Here is an 18,023-nt window from a genome sequence, read left to right on the forward strand (position 1 = left end):
CGGTGAGCGCGGTCATGGCCGGAGCACCGCCGCCCCGTAGCGGCCGAGGGTGACCCGGTCGGTGACGGCCGACCCCGTCAGCAGGTCGTGGTGGGTGCCGGGCACCTCCACGGTCACCGGCTCGCGGCCGTGGTTGAGCACGAACAGCACCTCGCCCCGGCGTACGGCCTCGACCTGCTCGGGGAGGCCGTCGAGCACCGGCCGGACGCCCGCGCCGGAGGCGATCCGGGCCAGCAGGTCGCTCAGCGCCCAAGGCTCCGGGAGCGTGGAGACGTACCAGGCCCGGTCCTTGCGCAGGACGGCGGGCAGTCCGTCGAGTTCACCGCCCCGGTACGGGACGCTCTCCTCGGCGGTGCCGTCGGCCTCCAGCTCCTCGGACCACAGCGTGCCTCTGAAGCCCTCGCAGGTGACGGTCTCCTCCGCGTCCAGCGGCCACCACTCGTGCAGGGTGCGGATGCCGAACAGCTCGCGCAGCCGGGCGTCCATGCCGCCGGGCCGCACCCGGTCGTCCTCGTCGGCGACACCGGTCAGGAACCCGCAGACGAGGGTGCCGCCCCGGCGGACGTAGGCGAGGAGGTTCTCGACCGCCGCGCCCGTGAGGAGGTACAGCTGCGGCACGACGACGAGACGGTACGCGGACAGGTCGTGCTCGGGGTGGGCGAAGTCGGTGGTGAGGTGGGCCTGCCACAGGGCACGGTGCCAGGCCTTGAGCACGTCCGCGTGCTCGACCTGCTGGGACAGACGGCCGTCCTGGGCGCCGGCCCACCAGGCGTGCCAGTCGTGCAGGACGGCGACGTCCGCGGTGATGTTCCCGCCCGACACCTCCGGCGCGATCCTCGCGAGGTCCGCGCCGAGCTGCTTGACCTCCTGGAAGGTACGGCCGCGCTCCCCGGCGTGGCTGACCATCCCGGAGTGGAACTTCTCCGCGCCCTGCCGGGACTGCCGCCACTGGAAGTAGCAGACGGCGTCGGCGCCGCGGGCCACGGCTTGCAGAGACCACAGGCGGTTGAGGCCCCGGGGCTTGGGGTGGTTGACGCCCCGCCAGTTGACCGGCCCGGCCGCCTGCTCCATGAGCATCCACGGCCCGCGTGCCTGGGAGCGGGTCATGTCCTGGATGAGAGCGCCGTTCTGGGCGCCCAGCGGATCACGCGGATCCGGATAGATGTCGACGGAGACGACGTCCTCCTCCCCTGCCCAGCGCCACGCGTCCTGCCCGACCCACAGCGGCATGAAGTTGGTGGTGACGGGGGTGTGCGGGGTGTGGCGGCGGACGATGTCCCGCTCGGCCGTATAGCACTCCAGGAGCATGTCGGAGGTGAAGCGTTTGAAGTCCAGGGTCTGGGTGGGATTGCGCATGTAGTGCGGCAGGCGGGGCGGCAGGATGCCGTCCCAGGTGTCGTAGCCCTGGCTCCAGAAGGCGGTCCCCCAGGCCTCGTTGAGGGCGTCGAGCGTGCCGTACTTCTCCCGCAGCCATCGTCGGAAGGTGGCTGCCGCCTCGTCGCCGAAGTCGGAGGTGCAGTACTCGTTGTTGATGTGCCACATCGTCAGGGCCGGGTGGCTGCCGTAGCGGGCGGCGAGGTCCTCGGTGATGGCGGCGGCGTAGCGCCGGTAGGTGGCGCTGGAGTGCGAGAAGTGCTGCCGGCCGCCCCACCACTCGGTGCGGCCGTCCTCGGTGACGGGCAGGGTGTCGGGGTGCAGCCGGCCCATCCAGGGCGGGGGCGAGGAGGTCGGGGTGGCGAGGACGACGCCGATGCCGTTCTCGTGCATGAGGTCCATCAGCCGGTCGAGCCAGCCGAAGTTCCGCTCCCCTGGGCGGGGTTCGAGCTTGGCCCAGGAGAAGACGCCGAGGGTGACCGAGTTGACGCCGGCCTCCTTCATCAGCCGGACGTCCTCGTGCCAGGTCTCCTCGGGCCACTGCTCGGGGTTGTAGTCGCCGCCGAAGAGGAGGCGGCCGCGCGTGGTGTCGGCGAGGGTCGGCATCAGACGGGCTCCCCGTACTGGATGCCGCGCCCGTTGGTGGCGACGTAGACACGGCCGTGGACGCGCGGGTCACCGATGACGGCCTTGCCGATCCAGCCCCACTGGTGCTGGTCGTCGTTGATCCGCACCCAGGTCTTCGCCTCGTCGTCGGAGCGGTGGACGCCGGTGACGGTCCCGATCGTGCCCACCTGGTAGATCGCGGGGTAGTCGGCGCCGTCCGCGGCCCTGCCGAAACCGAGACACTCCGAGGCCCCGACGCCGGTGATCCTCGAGAAGGTCGCGCCGCCGTCGGTGGACCGGTGCAGGCCCTCACCGATGGTGCTCAGCCACAGGTCGCCGGACCTTCCCGGCGCCGCCGTCAGCGTGAAGTTGCTGTCCCCGGAGGGCAGCCCGGTCGCCCGTGCGGTGAAGGTCGCGCCCGCGTCCGTGCTGGCGTGAAGGGTTCCCGTGGCCGTGTCGTACGCGTAGAAGCGCGCCGCGTCGGCCGGGTCGGCGACCGGTACGGCGCCCTTCGGGACGGAGGTCACCTCGGACCAGGTGGCGCCGCCGTCCGCCGAGCGGTAGGTGGGGTGCGTGCTGCCGTCCCAGTGCACGAAGCACCACAGCAGCACCTTGCCGTCGGCGCTCACGGCGATCGGTCCCGCCGCGTCCTTGGCGATGGAGGGCTGGGCCGCGAAGGGCACCCAGGTCCGCCCGCCGTCGTCGGAGCAGGCACCGTTGCCCTGGTCACCCGAGCCGCTGCGCACGACGTACGACGGCTTGAGCGCGGCCTGCGCGAGTCCTGTCGCCGTGATGAACAGGGGGTTGGTCGCCATGCCACGCGAGGGGGACGCCGTGAGCCGCTCGTGGTACATCACGCCGACGTCCGCGGAGCCGCTGATCAGGTGCGCCTCGCCGACCGGGGGCGAGAGCAACTGGCGCGCCGAGGCCTCCTCCAGGCCGCGGATCTGCGGGGCCCAGTGCTTCAGGTCGCGGGTGCCCATGAGCGTGGCACCGGTGCCGAAGACGATGTGCCGGGAGTCGTACGGGTCGAGGGCGAGGGCCTGGATCCACGAGCCGAACTTGGGCTTGTCCGCGCCCCACTTGAGGTACGGCGTCTCGGAGACGTCGAGGACGGCGCTGTCCTTGAGGGACGTCCAGGTGCGGCCGCCGTCGGTGGTGCGGAACACGGTGTCGACCTCCGCCCAGCGGTTGTTGGTGGAGACGACGACGGTGCCGGCGCGGCGGGCGTCGACGGCCACGCCGCCGTAGCCGAAGCTGTCGTTCGAGCCGTCGGTGGCCGTCCCGCCCGGCTTCACAGGGGTGACGTCGGTCCACTTGCCGCTGGTGGTGCACAGCTTGTGCACGCTGCCGTTGGTCTGTCCGTTGGGGCCGGGCCCGTCGGCGTACGTCACGTACAGCTCGCGGGTGTGCCTGTCGAACGCGGCGCGGACCGGGAGCTTGGCGGCGGTGCCTGTTGGCCGGCCCGGGACGGCTTTCCAGGTGGTGCCGTCGGTCGTGGAGAAGAGGTTCGGGGTGGTGCCGTCGGAGTCGCCCCAGCCGGCGTAGACGACCCGGCCGGCGGCGACGAGGAGGGTGACGCCCTGCCCGGAGGCGCTCGGGGCGGCCGGGAAGGTCACCGGGTTCCAGGTGGCGCCCCGGTCGGTGGACTTCAGCAGTCCGTCGTGGCGGGTGCCCAGCCACAGCGTGTCGCTGTTGCGCGGGTCGACGAGCAGCCGCTCGCCGCAGCCGCGTCCGTCCTCGTTGCCGCCGAGCTTCACGGTGAGGTCGGTGCGCCGCCAGGTGGCGCCGCGGTCGTCGGAGCGCAGGACGGCACCGTTGGTGGCCCAGGACTGGGTGTACGTGCCGAGGGCGAGGTAGAGGCGGTCGGGGTGGGCGGGGTCGACGGCCATGGCCTCGACGCCGAGAAGGTTCCAGTCGCCCGAGCCGAAGTGGTCGGTCAGCGGAAGCCAGTTCGCGGTACGGTCGTCCCAGCGGTAGGCGCCGCCGACGTCGGTACGGGCGTAGGCGAGGCCGCGGACCGAGGGGTGGAAGAGGACACCGGTGATGAAGCCGGTGCCGCCCATGGCGACGTTGCGCCAGCGGTAGGCAGGGGCGGCGGTGGCGGCCGGCGCGGCGGCCTGCGCCCGCCCGGGGAGGAACGGGACGGTGGTGAGCGCGGCGGCGGCCGCGGTGCCGGCAAGAACGGCTCGCCTGCCCACATTGGACGCGTGCATGACACATGCCTCGTTCTATGAGAATGGGTGGGGGGAACGGCCCAGGGGCGCGGGGCTGTCGCGATTGCGGCTCCGCCGCTTCAGCCCTTGATCGCGCCGGTGAGCATGCCCTTCTTGAAGTGCCGCTGGACAAAGGGGGACGCAACCGCGACGGGGATCAGGGCGAGGACCATGACGGCCATCTGCAGCCCCAGTGCGGAGAGTTGACCGGTGCGGACCGCCTGCTGGAGACCCGTCGGCGCCTCGGTGTTCTTCTGGACCAGCTGGATGAGCACGTTCTGCAGCGGCATCATCTCCTGGTCGGAGAGGTAGATGGAGGCGTTGAACCAGGCGCTCCAGTAACCGACCGCGTAGAACAGGGAGATGACGGCCAGCACCGCCCGCGACAGCGGCATGATGATGGTCAGCAGGATGCGCAGGTCACTGGCCCCGTCGATGCGGGCGGACTCGGTGAGTTCGGGTGAGATCCCCATGAAGAAGGCCCGCAGGACGAGGATGTTGAAGACGCTCACCGCGCTCGGCAGGACCAGGGACAGATAGCTGTCCGTGAGGCCCAGCGACTGCACCAGAAGGTACGTCGGGATGAGGCCGGCCCCGAAGAACATCGTGGCCATCATGGTCATCAGGAAGAACCGGTGCCCCAGACTGCCCGGCCGGGACAGCCCGTAGGCCGCCAACACCGACACCGTCATCGAGAACAGCGTGCCGAACAGCATGACGCCGACCGAGACCATGATCGCCCGGCTGACCTGGCCGCCGCTGAGCAGTTCCGTGTAGTTGACGAAGGTGATGCCCCGGGGGATCACGACGAGACCGCCGACCTGGTCGATCACCGGCTTCGGGGAGAGGCTGGTGACGATCACGATCCATAGCGGGCCCAGGACCCCCAGGCAGCACAGGATCAGGAACCCGCCCTTGGCGGTGAGTCCGGCCTTGCTGGGCGGCTCCTCCCACACGGGGCGGGCGGGAGCCTTCAGGCTGCGGATGAGCTGCGTGTTGAGGCTCACTTCTTGTACACCCCCTGCTCGCCGAGCAGGTGCGCGAACTTGTTCGCGAGGAGGACGAGACACACTCCGATGGCTCCCTTGACGAGGCCGACCGCGGCCGCGTAGCTGAAGTCGCCGTACTTGATACCCACGCTCCACACGTAGGTGTCGAGGACCTCGGCGGCCCCTGCACCGACCGCGTCCCGCTGGAGCAGGAACTGCTCGAATCCGACGCTCAGCGCGTCGCCCACCCGCAGGACCAGCAGCAGCGCGATCACCGGGCGCAGCGCGGGCAGCGTCACGTGCCACATGCGCCGCCAGCGCCCCGCGCCGTCCATGGCGGCGGCCTCGTACAGGTCGGTGCTAACGGCGGCCAGCGCGGCGAGGAAGACGATGATCCCCCAGCCGGCGTCCTTCCACACGGCCTGCGCGGTGACCAGGTACTTGAACAGGCTCGCGTCGGTCATCAGGTCGAAGCCGCTCCACCCGTGGTCCTGGAGGGTCTGGGCGATGATGCCCGCGCCGCCGAAGACCTGCTGGAAGACGGTGACCACGAGGACCCAGGAGAAGAAGTGCGGCAGATACATGATCGCCTGCGCCACGGCCTTCACCCGAGGCCGGATCACGCTGTTGATGACCAGCGCGAGGGCGATGGGGATCGGAAAGAACAGCACCAGCTGGAGCATGAACAGCAAGATGGTGTTCTTCACCGCGTCCCAGAACAACGGGTCGTCGGCCAGCCGCGAGAACTGCTCCACCCCGGCCCAGGGGCTGTGGAAGATCGCCGTGACGCCGTTGCTGGAGACATACGGGTCGTAGTTCTGGAAGGCGACGACATTGCCGAGCAGCGGGACGTAGTTGAAGATCAGGAGCAGCACGATGACGGGCAGCGTCATCAGGATGAGCGCGCGGTCGCGGCGCAGCCGGATCCGCCAGGGCACCTTGCCCGCCTTGCTCGCCCTGCGCGACGCCCGCGCCTTCGTCCCCGCGGTGGCGACCGCGACCGTCGGTTCCTCGACGGCCGCGGGGGGACGAGTCCCGTCGGGCCTGCTCCCGGCCGTGAGAGACATCAGTTGCCGCTGCCGTTCTTGTCGAGGAGTTCCTTGTACCAGTCGCGCAGCTTGTCGCCGCCCGAGGACTTCCAGGTCGAGACGGCGGCCTGCACGTCGGAGAGCTTCTTGTTGCCGCGTACGTAGTCGATCTGCAGCTGCTCGAACTGGGTGGTGAGAGTCGCGTAGCGGGACGGTTCGACGATGTTCATGCCGTACGTGGACGTCTTCTTCATGAAGGCCCCCATCCGCTGCTGCCACTCGACCTGCTTGCGGGCGACGTCCGGGAAGTCGGGGTGCGCGAAGTAGGGAGCCGGGGCGGCCAGCATCGGCCAGGCGTTGATCACCTCGGAGTTGCCCTGGTCGTTCTTGACCGGGACGCCGTCCTTGACCGTGTAGTGGGTGCCCTCGACGCCGTAGTCGACGAGCATCCGCTCCTTGGTGCCGTAGGGCGCGGCCGCGAAGTCGGCGGCGGCCAGCGCGTTCTCCACGACTTCCTTCGGGGCGCCCTTGCGGATCAGCGCCCAGATGGTGGCGGGCTGGGACGCCCACAGCGTCGGGTTGCCGCCGTCCGGGCCGAAGATGTCCATGGCATCGATCTGGAAGTCCGGGTTGGCCTCGGCCTGTTCGGCGGTCTTCTGGTACCAGGCGGAGGCGTCGCTGTTGAAGACCAGGATCTGTCCGGCGGTGAACCGCTGACCCGCGTCGCCCGAGCGCGCCCTGTCGTCCGGGTGGACCACGCCGGCGTCGAACAGCTTGCGGCTCCACTCCAGGGCTTCGAGGTATTCGGGCCGCTCGATGCTGTACCTCAGCTTGCCGTCGTCATCGATGTTCCAGCCGAGCGTCCCGGAGGGCGTGCAGCCGAAGATGAACCCCGAGATCCAGCTCATGTCACCGCAGGCGTACACCTTGGCCTTGGCGCTGGTGGCCTCCTTGGCCCAACTGAGGAACTCGTCCGCCGACTTGGGTACGGACCAGCCCTTCTTGTCGAAGATGTCCTTGCGGTAGTAGGGCACCATGAAGGTCGCGGGGGCGGAGGGCATCGGAAGGCCGCGCAGGGCGCCGCCGAAGATGGACATGCGCCAGGCGTCGGAGGGGATCGCGGCGAGGTTCGGGTACTTCTTGACCTTGTCGCCCGCCAAGTAGGGGCCGAGGTCCATGAACTTCGCGGTGACCGCGCTCGACATCTTTCCGGTCACCACCCAGCTGGGCACGACCACCATGTCGGGTATGGAGCTGGAGGCGAGGACGGCACCGAGCTTCTGCGCGTAGGTGGTGCCGTCCTGGTTCTGCCAGGTGATCTTGGTGCCTGCCGCCGCGTCGACCGCCTTGTAGTACGCGCAATCGGCCTTCGGCGGGGTGCCCCAGAGCGGGGACATGATCTTGACGGGGGCACCGGTGCCGAGCTTCTTCGGGACCGAGGCGGCAAGGGCCGCGAGGTCGACCTTGCTGATGTAGCCGGCGGACGACCCGTTCTTCGACGGCAGGTCCGGCTTGCCGACCGTGCTGGCGACGTACGTCGGGAGCAGCTTGTCCGCGGCCTTGCCCGACGTGGTTCCCTCCCGCGACCCGCTGTCCGAACCGCCGCAGGCGGAAAGCAGCGGCATCCCTCCCGCCACCGCTGCGGTGGCGACCGCCGTGGAGGCGAGGAAGCTTCTCCGGCTCGGTCCTGAGGAGACGGAGGGGGAGGCGGAGGCGTTCGGCGTCATTGCGTCAACCCTTCATGGCGCACCTGGACACCCGGCGGTGGGCCGTCGGCTGCGGTGCCGTGACTGGAACTGGCTGAGCTGAAAAAGCTGACATCCAATCACTGCGACGCGACGCGCAGTCGAAGCGCTTCGATGTTGCAGTGAGGTTAAGTGAACACCCAGGGGCGCACAAGGGTCGCTTCCAAGATTCGTCCGAGGCGCAGGAGGGAAGGTTTTCCTATGCCCTCACTGACGCGGCGGTGTTGATTCGCCGACACCTGCCTTGAGTCCGATGACTATCGAAGCGCTTCGAATAAGCCGTCGATCCACCTCAAAGGCATCCCACGTGTCCGCACACCTACGGCGACCTTCTACCCGGCTCACCCTCGACGAAAAGAGCCGGATCACTGCACGGTGTGGCCTGGACGGCCCGGCCACCGTCTTCCCGAGGACCGTCGGTCTCGGCGCGACCTGCGCGGCCTGGAACACCGATCTCGTACGACGCGTCGGCGAGGTGGTCTCGTACGACGGGTCGGCCAGGTGGTCTCCAAGGAGGCGCGCGCCAGGGGCGCCCACGGCGTACATTCACGCTCGGTCACGGGTTCTGGGCACCTGGGGCTGAACGTTCCGATGCGGCCGCTGAAGAGCGGCCGCATCGGCTCCGCGATGGGCAGGAGATCGCGCCGTCGCCGTACACGAGACGGGTTGCCCGGGGGGTATCACCGCGCTCCGCCGACGACCATGTGTCCACCGCGGCCGGCCTCGTGGGGGAACGCCGGCTTCGAATCCGGCGCAATCAGCAGGTCGCCGCGGGAGTGAAGGACTTCGGCGGTATCGAGAGCCGTTCGCGCACCTCTGCGACCGCCTACTCCCAGCAGCCCCGCCGCAAGGGGTCCTGCATGTCCCGCCGACGACCGGAGACCGCCCGGGGCGGTCACCGCCCGGCGTCGTCCAGGTCCACGAGCTTCTCGAAGAAGAACTCGTGTTTCAGGAACGACACGTCGTACTCGTGCCCCGGATACGGCGGGATCAGCTGAGCCGCCTGGATCAGGCGCCAGCCGTCGCACAGGGCGGCCAGGCCCGTCTCGTAGGGAGGCTCGTCGCTGTCGCCGGTGGTGGGGGACGTGCGGCCGGTGCCGTCATAGAGCGACCAGCCGACGACCGGGGAGTCCAGGGCCGACGTGCCCAGGTACAGCACCAGCACCTGCTGGCGGACAGCGGACGCGGTCGGGGCCGGGGCAGAGGCGGGGGTAGGGGTGGCGTTGATCGTGGTCATGCGGGAACCTCCTGCGGTCGGTTGGAGACGCGGGTGACCCAGTGGTCGAGGTCGAAGCCCTCGTCACCGGTCAGCGCCCGCCACAGCAGGACGCGGTTGTAGAGCTCCAGACGGCCGGTCGCGTGCTCATACCAGGGGAAGACGGTGTTCAACTCGTCCGCCACACGCGGGTCCGACAGGTCCGAGGTGTCCCACAGCCGCCGCTGCCGGACCGTCGGGTTGAAGCGGATCTTGAACATGTAGCGGCGGGTGCCACTGTCGTTGCGCCGTCCACCGTGCCAGAGGCCGTGGTGCAGAAACACCACGGTGCCCGCCGGGCAGACCAGCCGGCTCTGGCCGCGCAGGTTCTGGTACCGGCCGGTGTCGCTCTCGTTCGTACGCCGCAGATGGCTGCCGGGCACGCTGAGCGTGCCGCCCATCTCCAGCGTCACCTCCTGCGGGTAGTACATGAGCTGCACGTCGAACGCGTCGGTCCGTACGTCGATGATCGCGTCCCCGTGCAGCGGCTGTGCCGCGCCCTCGTACGGCTCCCTGACGTGCACGAAGTGGTGGTCGATGTGCGGACCGAGTCCGACGAGACTGCGCAGCGCGCCCGCGACCTCGGGCACTTCGACCAGGCGCCGCATGAAGGATCCCTCGGGATAAGCCTCGGGGACCGGCGTGCCGTAAGGCACCGGCGGGATCCCGGCCGCGAAGACCTCCATCGCCTCGGCGTTCATCTCCGCGGGCACCACGGCGTCCATGCGCAGCGAGCCGTGGGCCACGAAGTGCGCCATCTGCACCGAACTGAGCAGGTGCTCTCCGGTTGTCGTCATGTCCACCACGGTAGGGAGCGCACCGCATCGGGCGCGTGGGCCCGGCTCACCACCGCTGGTAGGTTTTCACCATGCTCGAGGTCGGAGTGCGCCTGGACGAGCCGCCCGTCGTGGCAAACGTCGGCGTCGGCGTCCACGGCCCGGCCGGGCACACCGACGTCTTCCGCCTGCCCGACCTGTGGCAGCTGCACCTGTACCGGTACGAGGCCGACCTCACCGTCGACGGCACGCCCCACACCGTCCGCCCCGGCCGGGTCAGTCTCATCCCGCCCGCCACGACCGTCCGGTACCGCTACCGGGGCCGCTCCGAGCACCTGTACGCCCACCTGCGCCTGCCCGACACCGGCGAACCCCGCACGGTGCCCGTCATGCAGGACGCGGGCCCGGAGCTGCCCGCACTCACCGCCCTGATGCTCCACGCCATCGCCGCCTGGCCGAGCACGCCGGTCCGGGCCGCGGCCGAGGTCTGGACCGCCCTGTGGCGCGTCGGCCACCTCAGTCCGCCCGCCCCACAGGGTCCCCGGGACGGCCCCCACCCCGCCGTCACCGCAGCGATCTCCTACATCGAGTCCCGGCTCGCCGGCCCCCTCACCGTTCCGAGCGTGGCCCGCGCCGCAGGGGTCTCCCACAACCACCTCACCCGGCTCTTCCGCGCCGCCACCGGCGACACGGTCGTCGCCTACATCCGACAGCGCCGCCTGCAACGTGCGCGCCACCTGCTGCGCGAGTCCACCCTCTCCATCTCCGCGATCGCCGCCACGGTCGGCATTCCGGACCTCCAGGCGTTCAACAAGGCCTGCCGCCGGGAGCTCGGAGCTTCGCCCCGGGCCGTGCGCGGTGCACAAGGCTCTCCCCGGACCGAGGACGGATAACGGGACACCTGCCGGAGCCGCAGGCACTCGTGGTGCACCGGCACTTCCAAGTCGGCACGGCGGTGTTCGTCCAGTCGCGGACTTCTCACATGTCATGAGCTCGACGCGGTCACGATGCACCACAGACCCGACCGCAGGGCCGACGAGCATGGCTTCCGCGCCCTCGCCTCGACACTCGGGCCCGGCCATCTGCCGCCCGCACCGCCATAGTTCGCGCGGCTGAGTCTCTGACACACCTGCCCTGCCTGTTCCGGACCGGACATCGCCGCGAAATGAGCAGCCGTGCACCGCTGTGCCGCTGCACAGGGCGCCGACCCTGTCTGTGCATTGCCTGAGAAAACGCGGCAACCTCCTGGGCGGCGGCCACTAAAGGGCGGCACCGGCTCGATCTTCCAGAACGGATGAACATGAAGAAGCAGCAGGCCCCGCAGCACCGCCGACGCCGGTTTCGGCTCGCAGTGGGTACACCGCTGGCACTGATCGCCGCGGGCGTCATCACCTACGGCACCGTCTTCGGGGCGTTCGGCGACGACGCGAAGCCCAAGGCGTCCGCTGCGACGGCCCCGGTTCCCGGCAACGCGATGGCGGCCGTGGCCGCGATGCAGCCGGGCTGGGAACCTGGGCAACAGCCTGGACGCCAGCCCCAACGAGACCAACTGGGGCCAGCCCCGCACCACCAAAGCCCTGCTGGACTCGGTCCGCGCCCAGGGGTTCAAGAGCATTCGTATCCCCGTGACCTGGAGCGACCACCAGGGAGCGGCACCGAAGTACACCATCGCCCCTGCGTACATGAGCCGGGTCAAGGAGGTCGCGACTGGGCGATCGCCGACGGCTTCTACGTGATCCTCGACGTCCATCACGACTCCTGGCAGTGGACCGGCAAGATGTCCACCGACCACGACAAGGTACTGGCCCGCTTCAACGCGACCTGGACCCAGATCGCCACCGCGTTCCGGAACGAGCCCGCCCAGTTGGTCTTCGAGAGCATCAACGAGCCCCAGTTCGACAACGCCGACAACGCCCGCAAGGCCGACCTGCTCAACGAACTGAACACGTCCTTCCACAAGGTCGTGCGCGCGTCGGGCGGCACCAACAAGAACCGCCTGCTCATGCTGCCCACCGAGGTCTGCACCCCGACCAGCGGCTGATGGACAACCTGGCCACCACGATCAAGTCGCTTCACGACCCCCGGCTGATCGCCACCGTGCACTACTACGGCTACTTCCCCTTCAGCGTGAACGTCGCCGGCTCCACCCGCTTCGACGCGCAGGCCCAGGGAGACCTGGCCAAAACGTTCAAGCGGATGCGCGACACCTTCGTCGCCCGGGGCGTCCCCGTCGTCCTCGGCGAGTACGGCCTGCTCGGTTACGACCACGGCCCCGGCGCGGTGGAACGCGGCGAGATGCTGAAGTACTTCGAGGCGCTCGGTCACGCCGCCCGCACCAACAAGGTCACCACCGTCCTGTGGGACAACGGCTCCTTCTATGACCGCAACAAGCGCCAGTGGACGGACGCCGGGCTGTTCCGCCAGATCAAGTCGAGCTGGACGACCCGCTCGGCGACAGCCTCCTCGGACCGCGTCTTCGTACCGAAGTCCGGTGCGGTCAAGGACCGTACGCTCACCCTGAACCCGAACGGCGCCGCCTTCACGGCGCTCAAGCAAGGCAGCACGAAGCTGGTCAGCGGCAGGGACTACACCCTCTCCGGAAACCGGCTCACCCTGAAGGGGGCAACGCTCACCCGGCTCGTCGGCAACCGCGAGTACGGGGTCAACGCGACGCTCCAGGCCGAGTTCTCCCGAGGCGTCCCCTGGCGGATCCAGGTGCTCACGCACGACGCCCCCGCACAGTCGAGTACGACCGGAACGACCGGTTCGTTCCGCATCCCCACGCAGTTCCGGGGTGATGTGCTGGCGACGATGAAGGCCGAGTACGCCGACGGCGGCAACGCCGGCCCGACCAACTGGACCCCGTACCAGCAGTTCAACACCGCCTTCGCGCCGGACTACGCCAACAAGGCCATCCGCCTCACGCCTGCCTTCCTCAACGCGGTCAGGGACAACACGCGCGTCAACCTCACCTTCCACTTCTGGAGCGGCGCCACCGTGACTTACCACGTGACCAAGTCGGGAAGCACGGTGACCGGCACGACATCCTGAACTGAGGCCGGTGCCCGCCCGGGGACGCTTTTGGGCGGGCACCTCGCTCAGCTGCCGGCGGACGCTCTGTTTCACCGGACGTGGCGCGCGACGCCGGTCGCCTTCGCCATCGGACAACCCGAGTCGAAGTGCTCACCCGGTCTCGGCGGCGGAGGAGTGCGCGAGCCCGCGTGCGGCCGCTGCCTCCGTGCCGGACACCGTCATCCGGAGCAGAGGCAGCGAGGCGAGGAAGGTACCGAGCGCCAGCACGAGGCCGAGAACGTCCGCCCCGGCGGTGTCCAGGACGGCCCCGACGGCCAGCGGTCCGACGCCGGTGCCCAGGGCGCCCGCACCGCTGAGGGAGGCGACCAGGCGTCCGGTCGGGTCGATGAGCGCCGCGGCGGCCAGCATCTGCACCAGGACGGCCAGTTGGCAGGTCTGCCAGAGCACGGCCGCCACGGTGAAGAGCACGGGGTCGTGGGTGAGGACGAGGACCGCCATCGCGAGGGCCTGCGCCGTGACGAAGACCGCCATCGACCGCATGCGTCCGAAGCGCCGCGCCGCCACGGGGCCCGTCACCGCGCCGACGAGCGCCACGACGCTGGAGATCGCGAGGACCGCCGATACGGCGGAGTGGGACATCCCGGTGTGCTGACGGCCCAGGACCGAGGCGTACGACCACGCGCCCTGGGTGACGGCCCACAGGAGCCCGGTCCCGAGGAGCAGCACCACCGACGGCCTGGCCGCGGTCGCCCCCGCCGCAGCGGCGGACCCGGCGTCCGGTGTCGCGGGACCGTCCGGGAGGCGGCGTATCAGCGGCCAGGCGAGGAGGCAGCACAACGCCATGAGCAGGAAGCCGGTGCCCTCCCCGAGGCCGCGGTTGGCCGCGGGAACGCCCATGATCAGCAGTGCCGTCACACCGACCGTGCCGCAGATGGTGACGGCGGACGCCTTGTCGGCGTCGTCGGTGGCGGCGAGCGCCGCCGTGGCCGCCGCGTAGACCGCGCCGAGCCCGGCGCCGAGGACCAGGTTGGCCAGGACCAGGGTCAACGGGTCGGTGGCCGCCGTCGCTCCCAGGAAGCCGGCTCCCGAGAGCGCCAGACCGAATCGGGTCATCAGCACCCGCCCCGGCCGCGCGGCCCGCTTGGCCAGCAGCAGCGTCACCACCGCCGTCGCCATCAGCTGGGTCGCGGCCACGAGCCCGGCGCTGGAGTCCGACAGCCGGAAGCGTGACGCGAAGTCGTCGACGAACACGGGCATCACGTTCGCCCCGCCGTTGCCGAGGGTGATCCCGGCGATGAGCGCCACCGCCACGCCGAAGGTCAGGGCGGATCCGCCTCGCGCGTTCACCGGCCGCTCCTCAGCGCGGAGTTGGGGCCTACCGGCGTTCCTCGGCGGCGCGCCGAGCGTGCAACAAGCATGAGAGCCTCACGAGTCAGGGGAGCATGAGCCGCGTTTCGGGGCACGGGCCGCGGACGTGTCGGACATCGGCGGCCCGTCGATCGGGATGCGGTGCGGTGGATGCGGTGCGGTGGACGACTTCCACCGCACCGTCGGCGGTCAGCCGGCCCAGACGTCTTCCACGTAGTGGCCGGACTCGGTCAGGGCGGCCAGCCAGGCAGTGGCCTCGTCGTCGCCCGCGCCCGTGAACTCGCGGTAGATCGCCATGAACGCCTCCCGCACCGCCGGAGCCATGCGACGGCCGTCCCCGCAGATGTAGACGCGTCCGCCGGCCTCCAGTACCGCCCAGACCTCGTCGCTCTCCTTCGCGATGCGGTCCTGGACGAAGCGGGCACCGTCCTCGGGGGTGCAGGAGAAGGTGGGCCGCATGCTGACGGCTCCTGCTGCCTCGGCCGCCTCGAACTCCGTACGGTGGAGGTAGTCGACGTCGGGGTGGTCGCAGCCGAAGTAGCACAGCAGCTTGCCCGTGGACCCGGTGTGGTGGCGGTCGAGGACCGCGCCGCGGAAGGGCGCCAAGCCGGTGCCCGCGCTGACCAGGATCACAGGCACCGACTCGTCCTGCGGCAGGCGGAATGCCTCACTGCAGGGCAGCACCCTGGCCTGGACGGTGTCGCCGGCGTTCACGGTCTGGAGGTAGTGCGAGCCGATGCCGTAGAACGTGCCCTCGCCGCAGCGGTGGGGCGCGGCGAGCAATGACACCATCAGGTCGACCTCGCCGGGTGCCGCCTCGGCGGACGAGGAGATGGAGTAGTGGCGCGGGCGCAGCACGGGCATCAGCTCCAGGAAGACCTCGAACGGCAGCTCGCAGGCCCGGTAGCGCTCCAGCAGGTCCAGGACGCTGCGTCCGGCGGCGGTCACCTGCTCGCTGAAGGCCTCCGGGGGCGCCGCCGCGAGTTCGGCCAGGGGCCGCTTCTCGGGCGGGCAGGCGGTGTGCTCGGCGAGCACGGCGACCTGGTCCTGGGTGGCGGCATCCTGCAGTTCCACGAAGTCGGTCAGCAGGCGGCGCACGGTCAGCGGCCGGTCGACGGGCAGGGTGTTGCGGCTCCGGCGAAGGGCGCGCAGTCGCACGGTGCGGTCGAGGTCGAGGCCGAAGCGGTCGGCCACCCGCTGGACCAGGGTGTCCGGGTTACTCGGGAGGACGGCCAGGTGGTCACCGGTGCGGTAGGTGACGCCCTCGGGCAGCCGCAGCTTGAGGAAACGCTTGGAGCGGCCCAGCTCATGCTCCATGTCGACGAGTTCGCACGCGTCGAGAACCTCCATCGGCTGTACGCCGTGCCGTGCCGCGAGCCCGCCTATGACCGAGTCGGTCGCGTCCTGCAACTCGTACAGTCCCGTCGCCCGGTCTGCGGCCGGCTCCGCCTCCCCCGCTCCCGCGGCGGCTCCGTACCGCTCCAGTAGGGCGGTCCACAGGTCTCCGGTCCACCGGTCCACCGTGCCGGCGAAGTCACCGGCGGCGTCCGCGGCGCCGCGCTCCAGCAGGGGTGTGGCGCCCGCGGCGGTGAGCCGCTCGTCGATGAGAGTAGGGATGCGCTGGTAGGTGGCGGCCCAGTTGCGGTCGCCGACACCGAGTACGGCGTAGCGCAGGCCGTCGAGCGCGCCGGGCTCCAGCCCCTCCAGCCAGGTGACGAACTCCGCGGCGTCGTCGGTGGGCCTGCCGTTGTAGGAGGCGGCGACGATCACCACCGGTCCGTCCGCCGCGGAGAGTTTGCCCACGGCGTCGTTGAGGGGAGCGACGGACGGGGCGAAGCCGCGCTCCTCGCCGTCCGAAGCGAAGTCGCGGGCGATGCCCACGCAGGTGCCCAGGTTGGAGCCGTGCAGCAGGGTCAGCGCGGTCCCGGTGGCACGCCGGGCGGCGGGCCGCCCCTCTGCGGCGGAGGCGTTGCCCGCGGCGAGGGCCGCGGCGGCGGGCAGGCGCCGCTCGCCGCTGGTGCGCCGGGCCAGGTCCAGGGTGAACGCGTCGGGCTTGATGGTGAGAGTCTGCTTGATCTTCAACTGGTAGTTGGCGTGGTCGATCAGCCGGTAGCGGTGGATCACCAGCGCGAGCACCAGCGTCGCCTCGTGCAGCGCGAACTGGCGGCCGATGCAGGCCCGTTCACCGCTGCCGAAGGGCTTGAACAGGTGGACCGGCCGCTCCTCCTCCCGCTCGGGCAGGAACCGGTCGGGGTCGAACAGCTCGACGTTCTCGCCCCAGGCGGGGTCCCGGTGCAGCTGCGGAATGAGGACCTGGAGCGACTGGCCCTTGCGCACGGCGTACTTCCCGCCGATGACCGTGTCCTCCAACGGCTCCACCGCGAAGCCGGGTGCCGTCGGCCACAGCCGCAGACTCTCGTTGAGCACCTGACGGACATACGTCAGCTTGCCGATGTCCCCGTAGTCGGGCTCGGGGGCGTCCGAGTCGCCCCACAGGGCGTCGACCTCGGCCTGGGCGCGGGCCAGCACCTCGGGGTGCTTGGTCAGGTAGTAGAGGGCGAAGGACAGGGCGCCACTGGTGGTCTCGTGGCCCGCGATGATGAACGTGATCGCCTGGTAGCGGATGTTGGCGTCGTCCAGGGGCTCGCCCGTCACCGCGTCACGGGTGTGCAGCATGCGCCCGAGCAGGTCGTCGGTGCTCGGATCTCCGGACGCCCGGCGCTGCCGGATCACATCGTCGACCAGGCCCTGCATCAAGGCCACATCCTCGCGGAACTGCTCCGCCTGCTTCCACTTGAACAGCTCCGTGCCCGGAATGGACTCCGCCTTGTCCTGGGCGAAGCCGAGCGCCCTGGACAGGGCCGTGACGAAGGGGTGCGGTTCCTCCCGGCTGAACGACTCGAAGTCGTAGCCGAAACCGCACAGGCCGATCGTGTCGAGGGTCAGCCGCGTCATGTCGTCGGCGACATCCACGGGCTCCGAACCCGCCGCCTGGTCCCACTTTCCGACCAGCTTCCGGGCAACCTGGAGCATCGTCGCGTGATAACCGCGCATCGCGCCGAGGGAGAACGCCGGCATCAAAACGTCGTGCGCCTTGCGCCAGTTGGGCTCGTCGTTGAACGCGGTGAAGAGCCCGTCGCCACCGATCTCGCGGAGGAGCACGAGATCGGGGCCCACGTTCTTGCGGAACCGGCTCTCGTCCGCCAGCTCGGTGACGAGATCGAGGCCGGAGACGATGTTGCTCTCGTTGCCGAAGGCACGGATTTTGAACAGCGGCCCGAGCTCCTTGGCCTCCTTCATCACATGAAGCAGGCCGTCGGCGCCACCGGGGATGTCGAACGCGTGGCCGACCAGGGGCAGGGCGGGGCGCTGGGGGATCGGCTCGGTTCCACGCAGGGTCTCGTGAGTCACGGGCTTGCCTTTCGTTCGGCACAGGCTGTCGCTGGCCAGAACCATATAGGCGACCTTGTCACTCGACAATGTCACTCGATTGTGTTGGTCGACACAGTCGAGTGATGGAACGATCGGAGACCTGAACACGTCCGCGGGAGCGAGAGCGGGCGCCGGGGCCGAAGCCTCAGAGCGGCTGACCTCGGTAGCAGCGATCTTGTCGGGCGACCTGTTCACAAGACT

Annotated in this window: 13 protein-coding genes; 4 read left to right on the forward strand and 9 right to left on the reverse strand. The window is 70.1% G+C overall.

The features are described 5' to 3' along the window. Nucleotides 1–12: 12 nt before the first annotated feature. The 7 genes from AB5J49_RS05895 to AB5J49_RS05925 form a co-directional block, all read right to left on the reverse strand. On the reverse strand, nucleotides 13–1,980 hold the full coding sequence (locus AB5J49_RS05895) for a beta-galactosidase (RefSeq protein ID WP_369167375.1): 1,968 nt from the start codon (nucleotides 1,978–1,980) through the stop codon (nucleotides 13–15). Beyond that, a complete protein-coding gene (locus tag AB5J49_RS05900) occupies nucleotides 1,980–4,196 on the reverse strand; it encodes a WD40/YVTN/BNR-like repeat-containing protein (RefSeq protein ID WP_369167376.1) in 2,217 nt (738 codons plus the stop codon). The genes AB5J49_RS05895 and AB5J49_RS05900 overlap by 1 nt, the downstream gene beginning before the upstream one ends. Nucleotides 4,197–4,276: 80 nt before the next feature. After that, complete coding sequence (locus AB5J49_RS05905; RefSeq protein WP_369167377.1) at nucleotides 4,277–5,203, reverse strand: carbohydrate ABC transporter permease; 927 nt, start codon at nucleotides 5,201–5,203, stop codon at nucleotides 4,277–4,279. Next, nucleotides 5,200–6,252: an ABC transporter permease gene (locus AB5J49_RS05910; RefSeq protein WP_369167378.1), complete on the reverse strand. Its 1,053-nt coding sequence runs from the start codon at nucleotides 6,250–6,252 to the stop codon at nucleotides 5,200–5,202. Before AB5J49_RS05910 ends, AB5J49_RS05905 begins: the two co-directional genes overlap by 4 nt. Beyond that, nucleotides 6,252–7,940 (reverse strand): extracellular solute-binding protein, encoded by a 1,689-nt coding sequence (locus AB5J49_RS05915; protein WP_369167379.1) that lies wholly within the window; start codon nucleotides 7,938–7,940, stop codon nucleotides 6,252–6,254. The genes AB5J49_RS05910 and AB5J49_RS05915 overlap by 1 nt, the downstream gene beginning before the upstream one ends. Before the next feature lie 913 nt (nucleotides 7,941–8,853). Continuing rightward, nucleotides 8,854–9,195 carry a hypothetical protein gene (locus AB5J49_RS05920; protein WP_369167380.1) on the reverse strand — a complete coding sequence of 114 codons (342 nt, stop codon included), beginning with the start codon at nucleotides 9,193–9,195 and terminating at the stop codon, nucleotides 8,854–8,856. After that, nucleotides 9,192–10,010: a phytanoyl-CoA dioxygenase family protein gene (locus tag AB5J49_RS05925; protein WP_369167381.1), complete on the reverse strand. Its 819-nt coding sequence runs from the start codon at nucleotides 10,008–10,010 to the stop codon at nucleotides 9,192–9,194. Before AB5J49_RS05925 ends, AB5J49_RS05920 begins: the two co-directional genes overlap by 4 nt. A 71-nt stretch (nucleotides 10,011–10,081) precedes the next feature. Here AB5J49_RS05925 and AB5J49_RS05930 point away from each other — a divergent pair, with 71 nt between their 5' ends. The 4 genes from AB5J49_RS05930 to AB5J49_RS05945 all read left to right on the forward strand — a co-directional run bounded on the left by AB5J49_RS05930 (nucleotide 10,082) and on the right by AB5J49_RS05945 (nucleotide 13,040). Further along, nucleotides 10,082–10,882, forward strand: coding sequence for a helix-turn-helix domain-containing protein (locus AB5J49_RS05930; protein ID WP_369167382.1), 801 nt, complete (start codon nucleotides 10,082–10,084; stop codon nucleotides 10,880–10,882). Between the two features lie 687 nt (nucleotides 10,883–11,569). Beyond that, complete coding sequence (locus AB5J49_RS05935) at nucleotides 11,570–11,725, forward strand: cellulase family glycosylhydrolase (protein WP_369175056.1); 156 nt, start codon at nucleotides 11,570–11,572, stop codon at nucleotides 11,723–11,725. Continuing rightward, on the forward strand, nucleotides 11,722–12,030 hold the full coding sequence (locus AB5J49_RS05940) for a cellulase family glycosylhydrolase (protein WP_369167383.1): 309 nt from the start codon (nucleotides 11,722–11,724) through the stop codon (nucleotides 12,028–12,030). Before AB5J49_RS05935 ends, AB5J49_RS05940 begins: the two co-directional genes overlap by 4 nt. Beyond that, nucleotides 12,030–13,040 (forward strand): X2-like carbohydrate binding domain-containing protein, encoded by a 1,011-nt coding sequence (locus tag AB5J49_RS05945; protein WP_369167384.1) that lies wholly within the window; start codon nucleotides 12,030–12,032, stop codon nucleotides 13,038–13,040. The genes AB5J49_RS05940 and AB5J49_RS05945 overlap by 1 nt, the downstream gene beginning before the upstream one ends. A 132-nt stretch (nucleotides 13,041–13,172) precedes the next feature. On the opposite strand, the gene AB5J49_RS05950 is transcribed toward AB5J49_RS05945, so the two are convergent. Both AB5J49_RS05950 and AB5J49_RS05955 read right to left on the reverse strand, forming a co-directional pair. After that, nucleotides 13,173–14,369, reverse strand: coding sequence for an MFS transporter (locus tag AB5J49_RS05950; RefSeq protein ID WP_369167385.1), 1,197 nt, complete (start codon nucleotides 14,367–14,369; stop codon nucleotides 13,173–13,175). A 210-nt stretch (nucleotides 14,370–14,579) separates the two neighbouring features. Then, the gene (locus AB5J49_RS05955; RefSeq protein ID WP_369167386.1) at nucleotides 14,580–17,801 is read right to left on the reverse strand and encodes a bifunctional cytochrome P450/NADPH--P450 reductase; all 3,222 of its coding nucleotides are present in this window, start codon (nucleotides 17,799–17,801) and stop codon (nucleotides 14,580–14,582) included. Nucleotides 17,802–18,023 lie beyond the last annotated feature (222 nt).

The sequence above is a fragment of the Streptomyces sp. R28 genome, assembly GCF_041052385.1.
Lineage (GTDB): Bacteria > Actinomycetota > Actinomycetes > Streptomycetales > Streptomycetaceae > Streptomyces.